At 68.2% G+C, this 15,176-nt stretch carries 14 protein-coding genes; 10 read left to right on the top strand and 4 right to left on the bottom strand.

What is annotated here, in order from left to right; genetic code table 11:
* Positions 1 to 71 precede the first annotated feature (71 nt).
* Positions 72 to 959 carry an aminoglycoside phosphotransferase family protein gene (locus tag ACYU8W_RS00170; RefSeq protein ID WP_499465652.1) on the bottom strand — a complete coding sequence of 296 codons (888 nt, stop codon included), beginning with the start codon at positions 957 to 959 and terminating at the stop codon, positions 72 to 74.
* Entirely contained in the window at positions 956 to 1,969 is a 1,014-nt protein-coding gene (locus tag ACYU8W_RS00165; RefSeq protein WP_499465650.1) for a hypothetical protein, read from the bottom strand. The genes ACYU8W_RS00170 and ACYU8W_RS00165 overlap by 4 nt, the downstream gene beginning before the upstream one ends.
* Positions 1,970 to 2,103: 134 nt before the next feature.
* On the opposite strand from ACYU8W_RS00165, the gene ACYU8W_RS00160 reads away from it, so the two are divergent.
* The 7 genes from ACYU8W_RS00160 (at position 2,104) to ACYU8W_RS00130 (ending at position 10,828) form a co-directional block, all read left to right on the top strand.
* Positions 2,104 to 3,747 carry a nitrite/sulfite reductase gene (locus ACYU8W_RS00160; RefSeq protein ID WP_499465648.1) on the top strand — a complete coding sequence of 548 codons (1,644 nt, stop codon included), beginning with the start codon at positions 2,104 to 2,106 and terminating at the stop codon, positions 3,745 to 3,747.
* On the top strand, positions 3,744 to 4,451 hold the full coding sequence (locus tag ACYU8W_RS00155) for a phosphoadenylyl-sulfate reductase (protein WP_499465646.1): 708 nt from the start codon (positions 3,744 to 3,746) through the stop codon (positions 4,449 to 4,451). Before ACYU8W_RS00160 ends, ACYU8W_RS00155 begins: the two co-directional genes overlap by 4 nt.
* Positions 4,452 to 4,581: 130 nt before the next feature.
* Positions 4,582 to 5,118 carry a ribosome maturation factor RimP gene (rimP, locus tag ACYU8W_RS00150; protein WP_499465644.1) on the top strand — a complete coding sequence of 179 codons (537 nt, stop codon included), beginning with the start codon at positions 4,582 to 4,584 and terminating at the stop codon, positions 5,116 to 5,118.
* The gene (gene nusA / locus ACYU8W_RS00145) at positions 5,118 to 6,167 is read left to right on the top strand and encodes a transcription termination factor NusA (protein WP_129625604.1); all 1,050 of its coding nucleotides are present in this window, start codon (positions 5,118 to 5,120) and stop codon (positions 6,165 to 6,167) included. Before rimP ends, nusA begins: the two co-directional genes overlap by 1 nt.
* On the top strand, positions 6,164 to 6,547 hold the full coding sequence (locus ACYU8W_RS00140) for a YlxR family protein (protein ID WP_499465642.1): 384 nt from the start codon (positions 6,164 to 6,166) through the stop codon (positions 6,545 to 6,547). The genes nusA and ACYU8W_RS00140 overlap by 4 nt, the downstream gene beginning before the upstream one ends.
* Before the next feature lie 107 nt (positions 6,548 to 6,654).
* Complete coding sequence (gene infB, locus ACYU8W_RS00135) at positions 6,655 to 9,627, top strand: translation initiation factor IF-2 (protein WP_499465640.1); 2,973 nt, start codon at positions 6,655 to 6,657, stop codon at positions 9,625 to 9,627.
* A gap of 181 nt (positions 9,628 to 9,808) precedes the next feature.
* Positions 9,809 to 10,828: a TRM11 family SAM-dependent methyltransferase gene (locus ACYU8W_RS00130; protein WP_499465638.1), complete on the top strand. Its 1,020-nt coding sequence runs from the start codon at positions 9,809 to 9,811 to the stop codon at positions 10,826 to 10,828.
* Positions 10,829 to 10,983: 155 nt separating this feature from the next.
* On the opposite strand, the gene ACYU8W_RS00125 is transcribed toward ACYU8W_RS00130, so the two are convergent.
* Positions 10,984 to 11,544, bottom strand: coding sequence for a hypothetical protein (locus ACYU8W_RS00125; RefSeq protein ID WP_499465637.1), 561 nt, complete (start codon positions 11,542 to 11,544; stop codon positions 10,984 to 10,986).
* Positions 11,545 to 11,712: 168 nt separating this feature from the next.
* Here ACYU8W_RS00125 and rbfA point away from each other — a divergent pair, with 168 nt between their 5' ends.
* A complete protein-coding gene (rbfA, locus tag ACYU8W_RS00120; protein ID WP_499465635.1) occupies positions 11,713 to 12,150 on the top strand; it encodes a 30S ribosome-binding factor RbfA in 438 nt (145 codons plus the stop codon).
* Between the two features lie 7 nt (positions 12,151 to 12,157).
* Positions 12,158 to 13,063, top strand: coding sequence for a tRNA pseudouridine(55) synthase TruB (gene truB, locus ACYU8W_RS00115; RefSeq protein ID WP_499465633.1), 906 nt, complete (start codon positions 12,158 to 12,160; stop codon positions 13,061 to 13,063).
* Between the two features lie 10 nt (positions 13,064 to 13,073).
* Here the strand turns inward: truB and ACYU8W_RS00110 are convergent, their stop codons facing one another.
* Positions 13,074 to 14,105, bottom strand: coding sequence for a putative sugar O-methyltransferase (locus ACYU8W_RS00110; protein ID WP_499465631.1), 1,032 nt, complete (start codon positions 14,103 to 14,105; stop codon positions 13,074 to 13,076).
* Positions 14,106 to 14,205: 100 nt separating this feature from the next.
* On the opposite strand from ACYU8W_RS00110, the gene ACYU8W_RS00105 reads away from it, so the two are divergent.
* A complete protein-coding gene (locus ACYU8W_RS00105) occupies positions 14,206 to 15,162 on the top strand; it encodes a bifunctional riboflavin kinase/FAD synthetase (RefSeq protein WP_499465629.1) in 957 nt (318 codons plus the stop codon).
* The last annotated feature ends 14 nt before the right edge of the window (positions 15,163 to 15,176 follow it).

Raw genomic sequence — 15,176 nt, 5'->3', positions numbered from 1 at the left:
TCGAGCCTCGTGGTCCGAGCCTAATCCGCCGTTCGTCGAACAGAAGAGCGGGACCTACGCAGCGTAGTAGGTCAGTCGGTCATCGCCTTGGCGATCGTGATCATCCGGGTCACCCACTCCTTGGAGTCCGACCCCCACAGGGCGTTCACGATCACCCGGACGAAGGTCCATGCGGCGGCGCGGTCCTCGTCCAGGCCGGCCGCCTCGCAGACGACTCCCAGGCGCAGCCGAAGGTGCGACCGGACGTGGTGCGCGGCTGCCGTGACGTCGTCGCGGTTCCAGAGCACCGGCGCCACGGCGAATTCCCATTCGCCGGCAAGCGCCTTCGGGTCGATGGCCAGCCAAGAGGTCCGCCCCGCAGCAAGGACATTCATGAAGTGCAGGTCCTGGTGGATCAGCGAGGCGTCGACATCGTCGTGCTGCAGATCGCGCACCATGGATGCGGCCTGCTCGGTGAAGCGTCGTGGAACTGCTGCGGACCCGTTGCTGCACAACGTGATCCATTGACTGCTCAGGTCGCTGAGTGTGGTGAGCTGTGGGAGAGCGGGCCGGTCCAGTCGACGCATCAGGTCGCCGATGACCTCGCATCCCTCGAGCACCGGGACGCTGGTGAGGTCGGTGGGGTCGAGGCGTTCCAACTGCATGGCCCATCGCCGCGGATCGGCGCGCAGCAGCCGCACCGCACCGTCGCCGTCCCAGGCCCGCAGCGCCAGATGTTCGGTAGACGCTTCGAGGTGGGGCCAAGTCACTTTGAGTACGGACTGTTCGCCGGCGCCCGCGACGGGAAGAACGAGTGCGCACTCACCGAACATCGGTTCGCCGTCCACCGTCAGCTGCCAGTCGTCGAGCAGGCTGTCGAGCGTCGCGGGTAGGGTGCGCAACCAGGCATCGCCGCCGACGTACGGCTCCGGTTCACGTCCGGCGATCGAAGAAGCGAAGGTTTCCGGGATCAGACTCATTTCAGCCCGAGGAAGGTGGTCGGCGCCGTGCCCCAGGTCCAGGCTGCGGCCGCCAGGTCGCCCCACAGCTCCAGTGTGCGCCGTGCCCCGCCAGGGTCGCGCTCCTCACCGCTGACGCTCGCCGCCGCGACGACGCACGATCCCAGCAGGTGGGCCATCGTCGTCCGGGCGCGGGTCGGGTCGTCCGAGCCCGCGGGCAGCGCGTAGCTCAGCTGCTCGGCGGGTGCTCGTGACCCTGCCTCGGAGCCCAGCCGCATCCGCTCGGCGTACAGGAAGGAAAGGAGACCGGCCAGATCGCCGCGCTGCTTCACCTGGGTCTTGGCGATGAGCACCTCGGCGGCGTAGGTGGCTGTGCGCACCGGTCCGAGCACCGTGACGGCGGACGTGGCGGACAAGCCGGTGATCGCGGGCGAGTCGACCGCTCCGAGCAGACGCGCCCCCGTGCGGTGCCCGGCGAGCACCGCCAGGAGTACCGGCCGGTGCTGCGCGCTCGCACGGATCACCGCGCCGAAGCGTCCGGGCTTGATCTCGTCTGCCTCCAGCACTCCGGCGGGGTGGACGGTGATCGTCGAACTGCTCGTGGTCGCCGAACCGGGGGAGGATGTGGGCGCGGGGCGGGTGGTCACCGGCGTGCTCGTCGAACTGTTCGTGGTGGTGACACCGGTCGAGGAAGCGACGGGTGATGGTTCGACGGTGATCCCGGCAGACGCCGCGATGCGGGTGAGCTCGTCGGCCTGCTTGCTGTGCAGCGCAGCCAGACGACCGGTCCACGGGGCAGGTTCCTGACCGGACAGCGCGCGGCTGAGCGCGCGCAGACGGGCGATGGTCTCCTGCATGACCGCGGTGTCGGCGGGTGGGGTCGCCGTCGGTACTCCGGGGATCTGCGGGGCGTCCCGCTCGAGACGAACGCCGCACGCCGCCAAGGGAAGGGCAGTGGTCGCGAGGAGTACGGAGCGCCGCGTGGCAAAGACGGTCCGCGAGTCCTCACCTGAGGCTGCGGCACCGGACACGCGCGCCAGTGTCGCACGGCTCGGCTGTGCGCAGTCGAATGCTCGCAGCCGGCGGCGTCTCGACGTCCGAGATCCCGGCATGCATCATTTGAAGTTTGGGGTCACCAAATGGGAAGTTATGGAACGTGACAGCCGTGACGACGAAGAACGAGGGGCAGTGGGCGCTCGACCAGCGCGAGCCGCTGAACCACAACGAGCAGTTCAAGGCGCAGGACGACGGCCTGAACGTGCGTCGCCGGATTGAGGAGGTCTACTCCAAGCAGGGGTTCGCCTCGATCCATCCCGACGATCTGCGTGGCCGGATGCGTTGGTGGGGGCTGTACACCCAGCGCCGCCAGGGGATCTCCGGCGGCCGGACGGCGTCGATGGAGCCGGAGGAACTCGACGACGAGTTCTTCATGCTTCGGATCCGCTGCGACGGCGGAGCGCTCAGCACCGAGCAGTTGCGGGTGATCGCGCAGATCTCGACTGAGTTCGGCCGGGACACGGCCGATATCACCGATCGACAGAACATCCAGTTGCACTGGGTGCGGGTCGAGGACGTCCCGGAGATCTGGCGGCGCCTCGAAGCCGTCGGGCTCTCGACCACCGAGGCGTGCGGCGACTGCCCCCGTGTGGTGCTCGGTTCGCCCGTGGCCGGTGTCAGCTCGGCAGAGGTGCTGGATGCAACGCCCGCGATCGACGAGATCAGCCGCCGGTACATCGGTGACCCGACCGTCAGCAACCTGCCGCGCAAGTTCAAGACCGCCATCTCGTGGCTGCCCGACACCGCGCCGGAGATCAACGATGTCTCGTTCGTCGGCGTCGTCCACCCCGAACTCGGTCCTGGCTTCGACCTCCTCGTCGGTGGCGGCCTGTCGACCAACCCCAAGTTGGCGGTCCGCCTCGGCGCCTTCGTCACCCTCGAACAGGTGCCGGACGTCTGGTACGGCGTCGTGCAGTTGTTCCGCGATTACGGCTACCGGCGTCTGCGTCACCGTGCTCGCATCAAGTTCCTGGTCTCCGACTGGGGACCGGAGAAGTTCCGTGACGTGCTGCAGCGGGAGTTCCTCGGATTCGACCTACCGGACGGTCCGCCGGCGCCGGTCGACGAGACCCCGCTGGATCACATCGGCATCCACAAGCAGGTCGACGGCAACGCCTACATCGGCTTCGCGCCGGTCGTCGGACGCGTGTCCGGCACGATCCTGTCGCAGGTCGCCGACGCCGCCGAGCGGGCCGGCAGTGGACGCGTCCGGCTCACTCCGCACCAGAAACTCCTGGTGCTCGACGTGCCGCCTGAGCAGATCCAGCCGCTCGTGGCGCAGATGAAGACCGTCGGCCTGGAGGCGAATCCGTCGCGCTGGCGTCGTTCGACGATGGCGTGCACCGGTCTGGAGTTCTGCAAGCTGGCGATCGTCGACACCAAGCAGCGCGCGATCGACCTCGTTGCGGAACTGGATGCGCGCCTGGAGCACCTCGACCTCGACGTGCCGATCGCGATCCACCTCAACGGCTGCCCGAACTCGTGCGCCCGCATCCAGACCGCCGACATCGGTCTGAAGGGGCAGATCGTCACCACCGCCGACGGAGAACAGGTCGAGGGATTCCAGGTGCACCTCGGTGGAGGGCTCGGCCTCGACGCCGGCTTCGGCCGCAAGCTGCGCGCCCACAAGGTGACTTCCGCCGAACTCGGCGACTACGTCGAGCGCCTTGCCACCAACTTCGCGCAGCAGCGCACCGACGGCGAGCGGTTCGCGGAATGGGTCGGCCGGGCCGACGAGGAGCACCTGCGATGAGTGACCTCTCGGCGCTCGCAGAAACCGCGTCCCGCGAGCTTGCCGACGCCCCGGCGCAGGAGATCCTGCGCTGGGCGGGTGAGCGGTTCGGGGACGATCTGGTGGTCGCCGCTTCGATGCAGGACACCGTGCTGGTGCACCTCGCCTCGAAGGCCGTCCCCGGCATCCAGGTCGTCTTCCTTGACACCGGCTATCACTTCGCCGAGACGATCGAGACCCGCGACCGCGTCGCCCGCGAGTACGACGTCCGGCTGATCGATGCCAAGCCGCGCCAGACCGTCGCCGAGCAGGACGCCGAGTACGGCCCGCGGTTGCACGACAGTGACCCCGACCTGTGCTGCGCGTTACGAAAGACACATCCGCTCGACGAGGCGCTCGACGGGAAGGCCGCCTGGGCGACAGGTCTGCGCCGCGCGGAGTCGCCGTCGCGGGCCGGGACGCCGGTCGTCTCCTACGACGATCGCCGTGAGCTGCTCAAGCTCGCGCCGCTCGCTGCGTGGACCGACGCGGACGTGGAGCGGTACGTCGCCGAGCACGACGTGATCATGAATCCGCTTCTGTCCCAGGGATTTCCGTCGATCGGCTGCGCGCCGTGCACGCGCAAGGTGCTTGCCGGCGAGGACGCCCGCGCCGGACGCTGGTCCGGCACCGGGAAGACCGAGTGCGGGATCCACACGTCGCAGGAGACGCTCCGGGCACGCTGACCGTGTGCCCGGGCGAGTCGGGATCGAAGACGACCGGCTCGCCGGTCGGACGACCCCGCTTTCGATTGGTGCAGCGGCAGCCGTCCTGATTAGAGTGGTTGATCCCACTCGAGAACACAGGAGTCAGGCGATGAGCACCAGCCCGACGGATCGGCACCAGCAGATCCTTGCCGACCTGACCTCCGCTTTGGCCCCCCTGGGCGCACGCGTCGAGGACCTCACCGTCACCCCCGCCGGCAAGCGCCGCGTCGTCCGCGTGCTCGTCGACCGCGACCTGTCCGATCTCGACCCCGCCGACGACACCTCAGCCATCGAGCCGCTCGATCTCGACACCGTCGGTGAACTCACCCGCGTCATCAGCGACCGTCTCGACGAGACCGACGCGATGGGCGAACAGCCCTACGTACTCGAGGTCTCCTCGCCCGGAATCGACCGCCCGCTCACCGAGCCGCGGCACTACCGGCGCAACGTCGGCCGGCTGATCACGGTCGCCCGCACCGAGGGTGGCGAACTCACCGGACGCGTGATGCGCGCCGGTGCCGACGATTTCGACCTGTTTGTCCAACCCGCCAAGGGCGAACCTGCGCTGACGACGCTGGCCTACGCCGACACGACGAAGAGCAAGGTGAACGTGGAGTTCAACCGGGCCGAGGAAGGAGAGCTCTGATGGACATCGACATGGCTGCACTGCGCGCGCTCGAACGGGAGCGCGAGATCCCGATGGATGTCATCGTGCCTGCGATCGAGCAGGCGCTGCTCACCGCCTACCACCGCGTGGAGGGATCCCTGCGGCACGCCCGCGTCGAACTCGACCGCAAGAGCGGCCATGTCGTCGTGTGGGCCCGTGAGGACGGCGAGATCGACGACGAAGGCGTCCGCAGCGACCCCGGCCCGGAGTTCGACGACACCCCCGACAACTTCGGACGCGTCGCCGCGGCGACCGCCCGACAGGTCATCGTCCAGCGCATGCGTGACGTCGAGGACGAGGCGATCCTCGGCGACTTCAAGGGCCGCGAGGGCGACATCGTCGCCGGCATCATCCAACAGTCCAGTGACCCGCGCACCGTCCGTGTCGACTTCGGCACGGTCGAGGGATTCCTGCCGTCCGCCGAGCAGGTGCCGGGCGAGACCTACAAGCACGGTGAGCGGCTGCGCTGCTATGTCGTGAGCGTCAAGCGCGGACCGAAGGGCCCGCAGATCGGTCTGTCGCGCACCCACCCCAACCTGGTGCGCAAGCTGTTCGCGCTCGAGGTGCCCGAGATCGCCGACGGCACCGTGCAGATCGCGGCTCTTGCCCGCGAGGCCGGCCACCGCACCAAACTCGCGGTGCACTCCAAGACGCCCGGCGTGAACGCGAAGGGTGCCTGCATCGGCCCGATGGGCTCGCGCGTGCGGGCCGTCATGACCGAACTGCACGGCGAGAAGATCGACATCGTCGACTACTCCGAGGACCCGGCCGAGTTCGTTGCCGCTGCGCTGTCGCCCTCGCGGGTCTCCGCGGTGGAGATCACCGACCGGGCCGGCAAGGCTGCGCGCGTCATCGTGCCCGACTACCAGCTTTCGCTGGCGATCGGCAAGGAGGGTCAGAACGCCCGACTCGCGGCCAAGCTGACCGGCTGGCGCATCGACATCCGTCCCGACACCGCGCCCGGTGGACCGGCTGTTGCGTCCGGCTCGCCGACCGCCGCGGGACCCGCCGGAAACGGCGGGGAGTGAACGCTGCGCTAGACTTGCTCGCGGACAGTTCGCCAGAACGTGGCCACAAACCTGCACACACCGGTCTCCGGACGTGTGTCGGTTGCCGGCAGCGGGATGAACGGTCCGAGTTGGTACACCTCGTCGCTATCGCCGATCGTGACCCGCCGTCTCGGTGGCAGGTCATCGTTGACGAGCGAGGCCGGTTGCCCGGCAGGGGAGCCTGGTTGCATCCGCGAGTCGCATGTGTCGAACGGGCTTTGGCCCGTCAGGCACTCGGACGCGCGTTGCGAGTACCGGCGCAGGTGGACACCACACCCGTCCAGGAGTGGTGGGCCATGCACGACGCCGCTGCATCGACCGATGCCGCGGACAAGGAAGAGAACCGAAAGCGGGTTTGACGCTGATGAGCACCCGATGAGTACTCAGCGATGAGCAACACCCTCTGATTGACGGTTCGCTCGCGATTCTTTCGCGCTCGGACCGTCGCAATCCATAAAGGAGAAGCGTGGCAAAGGTCCGAGTTCACGAGCTCGCAAAAGAGCTCGGGATCGAGAGCAAAGAACTTCTTGCGTACCTGAAGGAGCAGGGAGAGTTCGTCAAGACGGCGAGCTCCACCATCGAGGCTCCGGTCGTCCGCAAGATCAAGGAGAACCCGCCGCCCTCGGCGGGCAAGGCCGAGGAGAAGGCCGACAAGCCGGCCGGGAAGTCGGCTGCGCCGAAGCCCGGCGCAAAGAAGGCTGCACCGTCCCCGTCCAGCACACCGAGCACCCCGTCGAGCACCTCCGCTCGTCCGGGTCCGGCACCGGCCAAGCCCGCTGCAGAGCCGAAGGCTCCGCCGGCTCCGGCCGCGGCTGCCAAGCCCACAGTCGAGCCCGCAGCCGCGCCCGAGGTGAAGTCCGCCCCGAAGCCGGCGACCGAATCGGCACCCGCTGCCGAGTCCGCGCCGGCCACGCAGCCCGCCGCCCCGGCGGCTCGCGAGACGTCGAACCGTCCGGGTCCGGCAGCACCGAAGCCCGGTGCTCGTCCGGCACCGGCCGCTCCGGCCGCTCGTGAAGAGCGTCCGGCGCGTGACCAGGGTCGAGATCAGGGTCGTGGTGACTCGCGCTCGGGTCGTCCCGGTGGAGCCGGCGCGTCCGGTGGTGGCCGCCCCGGCGCGCCGCGTCCGGGCAACAACCCGTTCAGTTCCAGCCAGGGCATGCGCTCGGGTCAGCCGGCGCGTCCGGGCAACAACCCGTTCGCTCCCAGCCAGGGCATGCCCCGTCCGGCCTCGGCTCGCGGCGCCGGTGGCGCAGCGGGTCCGCGTCCGGCAGGTCCGCGTCCCGGTGGCGCTCCCGCCGGTGGCGCCCCGCGCCCGGGTGGATCCCGTCCCAGCCCCGGCATGATGCCGGAGCGCTCCTCCATCGGTCGTCCCGGTGACCGTCCCGCCCGTGGTGGGGGCCCCGGTCGTCCCGGTGGCGGCCCCGGCGGTGCGCCCGGTCGTCCGGGCGGCGGCGGTTTCGCCGGTCGTCCCGGTGGCGGCGGCAACCGTCCCGGTGGTCGTGGTGGCACGCAGGGCGCGTTCGGACGAGGCGGCGGAAAGGTCCGCGGTCGCAAGTCCAAGCGCGCGAAGCGTCAGGAATTCGAGCAGATGCAGGCTCCGTCGATCGGTGGCGTCAGCGTTCCCCGTGGCGACGGCAAGACCGTCGTGCGGGTGCGTCGCGGTTCGTCGCTGACCGACTTCGCCGACCGCATCGACGCGAACCCCGCGTCGCTGGTAACCGTGCTGATCCACCTCGGTGAGATGGCCACGGCGACCCAGTCGCTCGACGAGGACACCTTCAAGCTGCTCGGTGCCGAGCTGGGCTACGACGTCCAGGTCGTCTCGCCGGAGGACGAGGAGAAGGAGCTGTTCGGCGCCTTCAACATCGACCTCGAGGCAGAGGCTGATGCCGAGTCCGACGAGGACCTGCAGGCCCGTCCTCCGGTCGTGACCGTCATGGGTCACGTCGACCACGGTAAGACGCGCCTGCTGGACGCCATCCGTGACGCCGACGTCCAGGCGTCGGAGGCCGGTGGCATCACCCAGCACATCGGTGCCTACCAGGTGCACAAGGAGCACGAGGGCAACGACCGTCCGATCACCTTCATCGACACCCCGGGTCACGAGGCGTTCACCGCCATGCGTGCACGTGGTGCGAAGGTCACCGACGTCGCGATCCTCGTGGTCGCGGCCGACGACGGTGTCATGCCGCAGACGATCGAGGCCTTGAACCACGCGCAGGCGGCCGATGTGCCGATCGTCGTCGCGGTCAACAAGATTGACGTCGACGGTGCGAACCCGGCCAAGGTGCGTCAGCAGCTGACCGAGTACAACCTGATCGCGGAGGAGTACGGCGGCGACACCATGTTCGTCGACGTGTCGGCTCGCCAGGGTCAGAACATCGACGAGCTGCTCGAGGCCGTCCTGCTCACTGCAGACGCCGCCCTCGACCTGCGCGCCAACCCGGACAAGGACGCTCGCGGCGTCGCGATCGAGGCCAACCTCGACCGTGGACGCGGTGCGATCGCCACCGTCCTGGTGCAGTCGGGCACGCTGCGTGTCGGTGACGCGATCGTCGCCGGAACGGCCCACGGCCGCGTCCGCGCGATGCTCGACGAGCACGGCAACAACGTGTACGAGGCGACCCCGTCCCGTCCGGTCCAGGTGACCGGTCTGGCCTCGGTGCCGCGTGCAGGTGACACGTTCATCGTGGCTCCGGACGACCGCACGGCTCGCCAGATCGCCGAGAAGCGTGAAGCTGCCGACCGTCAGGCCAGCCTGGCCAAGGCGCGCAAGCGGATCAGCCTGGAGGACCTCAACGAGCACCTCGCCGCCGGCAAGGTCGAGACCCTCAACCTCATCCTCAAGGGTGACGTGTCGGGTTCGGTCGAAGCGCTCGAGGACGCCCTCATGCAGATCGATGTGGGCGAAGAGGTCGACCTGCGCATCATCGACCGCGGCGTCGGCTCGATCACGATGAACAACATCAACCTCGCGGTGGCCTCCAACGCGGTGATCATCGGCTTCAACGTGCGAGCCGAGGGTCAGAACGCGGAGTACGCCGACAAGGAAGGTGTGGAGATCCGGTACTACTCGGTGATCTACAGCGCCATCGAGGAGATCGAGGCGGCCCTGAAGGGCATGCTCAAGCCGGAGTACGAAGAGGTCGAGCTCGGTACCGCGGAGATCCGCGAGATCTTCCGCTCGTCCAAGTTCGGCAACATCGCCGGTTCGATCGTCCGCTCGGGTGAGATCAAGCGCGGCACCAAGGCGCGCATCACCCGCGACGGCGTCGTCGTGGCCGAGAACGTCGAGATCGCCGGTCTGCGCCGGTTCAAGGACGACGTCACCGAGGTCCGTGAGGGCTTCGAGTGCGGTATCAACCTCGGGTCGTACAACGACCTGCAGTTGGGCGACCTCATCGCGACGTACGAGATGCAGGAGAAGCCGCGGGCCTGATCCCGCTGCTCTTCATGGAGCCCCCGGTGCGAGTTCGCTCGCACCGGGGCTTCCTGCGTCCCTGATCGCGTCCTGGCAGGAACAGGGAGGGACTTCCCCCGCGAGAAGGGAAAGTTCGCTGCCGGTGGGACAAACGCCTCCCCGAAGTGCCGGCGCCGTCCGCCCGGTAGCGTGACCGGTCGTGAGTGAGTACCTGGTGCTGGTCGCACCGTCGAGCAATCGTGTCTATGCGGACGCTGCCCCGCGCCTGGCCGCGGCCGAGATCGAGACCGTGCTGGCGGCCTTCGGATCGACGCCCGACGTCGCGCCGATCGAATTGGCGGGGGTCGATTACCTGACCATTTCCGCCTCCGGTGACGAGGTCGTGCCGGCTCTGTCGAACCTCTCGGCGACGTTCGCGCTGTTCGAGCGTGAGGGTGAGTTGCTGCGGCCGATTCCGTTGCAGCGCAGGCAGTTCTACCCCAGCGATCTGGTGACGATTCAGAAGTACCAGGGGAAGACCAACGAACAGTGGACGCGGTTGCTGCTCAACGTCACTGCGGCTGCGACCAAGCGCCCGAGCAAGTGGCTGGACGGCGGCCTGGACGTCATGGACCCGATGTGCGGACGCGGGACGACCCTCAACATCGCTCTGCTGGCGGGGTACAGCGTCACCGGCGTCGACGTCGACCGCAAGGACTACGACACCTACGCCGCGTTCCTGAAGACGTGGGTGCAGGCGCACCGGCTCAAACACACGATGGACCGGGGCGCGAGCACGACCGGCGGACGGACACGCGGTCGCGAGTTCACTCTCGAGGTGGCGCCGACCAAGGACGCGTTCAAAGCCGGAGACACGCAGACGGTGCGCTATCTGTCGACCGACACCACCGACCTCGGTGGCCTCGTCCGTGCGGCGAGCATCGACGTCATCGTCACCGACACCCCGTACGGCGTGCAGCACGGATCACACGGAGACCGTCTCTCGCGCCGTCCGCTCGAACTGCTCGACCGTGCGATGCCCGCATGGATCCGGACGCTGCGCACCGGAGGAGCGGTCGGTCTGTCCTACAACCGACACGTGGCTCCCGCCGAGGACCTGGCGCTGATGTTGGAACAACATGGTCTCATCGTGGTCACCGACTGGCGGGACAGCTCTTTCCGCCACCGGGTCGACGCCTCCATCGACCGCGACCTCATCGTCGCTCGCAAGGAGTCCTGACAACACGGGCCACGCCCTCACGCCGGTCGAGTAGTGAGGCAGGGTTACCGACCGAGCGCGATCGAGACCACGTGAGTCCCCGAAAGCGCAGCCAACTGGCTTGCCGTTCAGCGATGTTCACGCGGTCCCGATCGCGGAGATGCTCAGCGACCGATTCAGACGGTCGGCGTCCAGCTGGACTGCGCCGTCCCCGAGGGCGACGTTGTGGACGAGCCTGCCGAGGGGTCGCCCGCCTGACCCTGCCCGGTCGGGGGAGCCGGACGCTCACCACGCGGGCCGCCCTTACCGGGGCCGCCGGTGCGTTCGGTGATCGTCTTGAGGTCCTTGCTCACCTCGTACATGACCCTGTCGCCGGACTTGGTGGCCAGCACGTCGTACGAGCCGTCCTCGTCCTGCAACACCTTCTCGATCGTCGCGCCTGGGTACTTCGCGGTCACCGCGTTCTTCACGCTGGTCGCGGCCGTGCCGGTCACCTCCGTGTGCTTGTGCATCCCGCGAGCGTCCTTGCCCGCACGCGGACCGCAATCCTTGGTCGCATCCTTCGTCGCGTCGGCACCGGAGCTCTTGTTCGAGTCAGCGGACGAGGAGCTCGACGAGCTCGGTGAACTGGTCGCGCTCGGCGAGGTGGTGTCGGCGAGCGAGGTCGCGGCCGCGCCCACGCCGAGACCTGCTGCCGCCGCGAGTCCGGCAGTCGCGAGGATCTTCATGGTTGCCATGTCATGCCTTCCTGAGTCGGGACCGACACCGTCCGGTGTCGTCCTGAAGCAGATTCGGGCCGGTCGCTGTCCGGAGGCTGTCGGGATGCCTTCGCAATGCTGGGACTTCGTCGCAGCACGCAACCGCCGACGACGATGATCGACGTCGTTGGCGGTAGGTTTGCACGCATGGCTGACCCCGCACGCGCACGAAAGATCGCCGAACGCATCAAGTCCTTGGTGGCCGAGTACCTCGAGTTCCGGCTGAAGGACGAGCGCCTCGGATTCATCACCGTCACCGACGTCCGGGTCACCGGCGACCTGCAGCACGCGTCGGTGTTCTACACGATCTTCGGGGACGAGAAGGCGCGCGCCGACACCGAGGCGGCGCTCGCCGACAACCGCGGCCGGATCCGCTCGCACGTCGGCAAGGGCCTCGGCATCCGGCTCACCCCGTCGCTGGAGTTCATTCCCGACGCGATTCCCGAAGGTGCAGCGAACATCGAGGCAGCTCTCGTTGCCGCGCGGGAACGCGACGCCGAACTGCAGCGCAATGCCGGTGCCCAGTACGCCGGCGACGCCGACCCGTACCGCAAGCCTGCGGCGGACGACGCCGGTGGCGAGTGACCGACGAGTGACCGACGACGGACTCCTGCTGGTCGACAAGCCGGCCGGCTGGACCAGTCACGACGTCGTGGCCCGCACCCGTCGCCTCGCCGGCACCCGCCGGGTCGGGCATGCAGGCACGCTCGACCCGATGGCCACCGGACTGCTGGTGCTCGGTATCAATCGGGCGACCAAGTTGCTGACCTTCCTTGTCGGGTGCGACAAGACGTACACCGCGACGATCAGACTGGGTCAGTCGACGGTCACCGATGACGCCGAGGGCGACATCACCGCCACAGTTGCGACGGCGCAACTCGACGCCGGTGCCGTCTCGGACGCGGTCGCACGGCTGACCGGGTCGATACAGCAGGTACCCAGTTCGGTGAGCGCGATCAAGGTCGACGGGAAGCGGGCGTATGCGAAGGTGCGCGGAGGCGACGAGGTGAAGCTCGCGGCTCGGCCGGTGACGGTGAGCACCTTCGAGATCAGGTCGAGCACCCCACGTCCGGAGATCGGGGACGGAGCCCTTGACCTTGAAGTGGAGGTCGAGGTCTCGTCGGGCACCTACGTCCGTGCGCTGGCCCGGGATCTGGGCGATCTGCTCGGAGTCGGTGGGCACCTCACCGCGCTGCGCCGCACACGCGTCGGGCGGTACACGGTCGACGGCGTACCGACGATGGACGAGCTCAACGAGGCCCATCACGCCGATGAACCGCTGAGTATCCTGCCCATGGCGCAGGCGGCGCGCGAGCAGTTCCCGGTGCGCGAACTCGACGAGGCGCAGGCACGCGCGTTGCGATACGGACAGAAGCTCGCTTCGTCGGGACCGCGGATCGACGTGGTGGCAGCCATCGGCCCGGTCGAGGATCTCGTGGCGATGCTCGACCAGACCGGGGAGCGTGCTGTGTCGAAGGTGGTCTTCCCGGCCGGCTGAGGTCGGTCAGTCAGCGACGACGGAAGACGTTGACCTGTCCGGCGCTGCGGACCAGCGGGGTGTCGTACCGACCGACCAGTTCGAGCCCACGGCGGTCGAACATGTCGATGATGTCGGCGGACTTGACCGGGTCCAGGGCCCCCCAGTCGCCGGCCTGTGCTGCCTTCGGCTTGCCCTCTCGCGAGTTGAGCGACACGGCGTACGTGATGCCCTTGTCGCAGACCTGCCCGATGTAGTGGTCGACGACGGGCGGCTCCATCTCCTGGAAGGAGAAGGAATTGACGAACACCTCGAACTCTGCGTCGAGGTCCGCGATGCGGAAGTTGGGCAACACACCACATTCGGGCACGGAAATCGGACCGCGTGCGGCTGTCTGCGGGTCGTAGACGGTGACCGAATCGGAGCCGAAGAGTTCGGTCAGGTAGTAGGAGGCCACGGTCAGCAGCGGCGGGATATCGAGGTCGACGTACCGTGCTTGCGGATCGCGCGTGCGCACGATCTCGCCGAGAACGCCGAAACCGCCGCCGATCTCCAGGAAGCTGGTCGGTGGACGCTCGACGTGCCGCGAAAGCGCCGCCAGCAGCAGCAGGTAGTTGGCGTACGCCCTGCCGAACTGGGCACTTCCTCCGGGGACACCCCCGAATGCCTGCCAAGGGGATCCGACCTTGCTCTCGCCGTGCCCGCCGATGTCGAATGGCCACCGGTGCTGGTCCCAGGCCATCATGGCCACGTCGAAGTCGCGCCGTGCCTCGAACCATCCGTTCAGTGAGTTGTAGAAGTATCCCTGGTTGGCGCGCGGGTTGACCTGCTTCGCGCTCTGCAGCGCTTTGGCCAACGTCGCCTCGGTCCAGCCGTTGCCGTACATCGGGTAGAACCAGATCGGGGCACTCGGCCACGATTTGAACTTCTCCAGACCGATCGTCTCCATCTCGGACAGCAGGCGATCCACGCCGGGTCCCCAGAAGTTCGTCGGACGATACGTCTCGTCCGTCGTGCGGAGTTCGTCGAGCGATCGGCGCGTCAGCTCGGCCCAGCCAGTCATCCCTACCTCCATCACCTACGTCCACCGGTGTTCCGGGTCGTCCGAATAGTGGCACGAGGCGGACCGCCGTCGGATGAGCACGCGCACTACAGTTGCCGCCGTGCTTGTGATCACCCGCGTCGAGGACGTGCCGGCCGACCTCGGACCCACCGTCCTGACGATGGGCAACTTCGACGGCGTGCACCGCGGGCACCAAGCACTGCTGGAAAGAGTCTGTGGCCTCGCCGGTGAACGAGACGCGACCCCGGTCGCAGTGACCTTCGATCCGCATCCGATCGCCGTCCTGCGTCCGGACGAGGCTCCCGAGGCATTGGCCGGGCTCGAGGCGCGGATGAGCCGCCTGGCCGACGCCGGTGTGGCCGCGACCTTGGTCCTGGAGTTCACCACCGAACTGGCTGCGATGACTCCCGAGGACTTCGTCCGTGCCGTCTTCGTCGAAGCACTGAATGTCCGGGTCGTGGTGTGCGGCAAGGACACTCGCTTCGGTGTGCGCAACTCCGGTGATGTCTCGACGCTGCGCGATCTGGGCGACGAGCACGGCTTCGAGGTCGTCGTGCTGGACGACGTGGGCACCGGGCGGCGCTACTCCTCGACGTGCGTCCGCGAAGCGCTGCGGGAGGGTGATGTCACCGCCGCCGCCGACATCCTCGGTCGCCCGCACACGGTGACCGGCATGGTCGTGCACGGTTTCGAACGTGGCCGTGAACTCGGCTTTCCCACGGCGAACCTCGCCCAGAACAGCACCGGCATGGTGCCCGCCGACGGCGTCTATGCCGGTTATCTGGTGCGTCCGTCGCTGGCGCCGATCCACCCCGATCACCGCCTCCCCGCGGCGATCTCGGTCGGCACCAACCCGACCTTCGAGGGCACTCAGCGCACCGTGGAGGCATACGTGCTCGACCGCACCGACCTCGACCTTTACGACGAGGTCGTCACGGTGGAGTTCGTGCAGCGGTTGCGTGGCAACGTGAAATTCGAGGGCATCGAACCACTCATCGAGCAGATGACCCGCGACGTCGACGAGGCCCGCAGGCTCTGCCCGGCCCTGAGCGACTGACGACTGACCTTCCG

It is taken from the genome of Yimella radicis, from assembly GCF_054778255.1.
Note: the sequence above shows the minus strand (reverse complement) of the source record. Positions and strands in the feature narration are given on the sequence as shown.

Coding starts and splice junctions, on each gene's coding strand:
- rbfA (WP_499465635.1), top strand. CDS start 11,713: ATGGCTGACCCCGCACGCGCACGAAAGATCGCCGAACGCATCAAGTCC.
- nusA (WP_129625604.1), top strand. CDS start 5,118: ATGGACATCGACATGGCTGCACTGCGCGCGCTCGAACGGGAGCGCGAG.
- ACYU8W_RS00155 (WP_499465646.1), top strand. CDS start 3,744: ATGAGTGACCTCTCGGCGCTCGCAGAAACCGCGTCCCGCGAGCTTGCC.
- ACYU8W_RS00110 (WP_499465631.1), bottom strand. CDS start 14,105: ATGACTGGCTGGGCCGAGCTGACGCGCCGATCGCTCGACGAACTCCGC.
- rimP (WP_499465644.1), top strand. CDS start 4,582: ATGAGCACCAGCCCGACGGATCGGCACCAGCAGATCCTTGCCGACCTG.
- ACYU8W_RS00125 (WP_499465637.1), bottom strand. CDS start 11,544: ATGGCAACCATGAAGATCCTCGCGACTGCCGGACTCGCGGCGGCAGCA.
- ACYU8W_RS00170 (WP_499465652.1), bottom strand. CDS start 959: ATGAGTCTGATCCCGGAAACCTTCGCTTCTTCGATCGCCGGACGTGAA.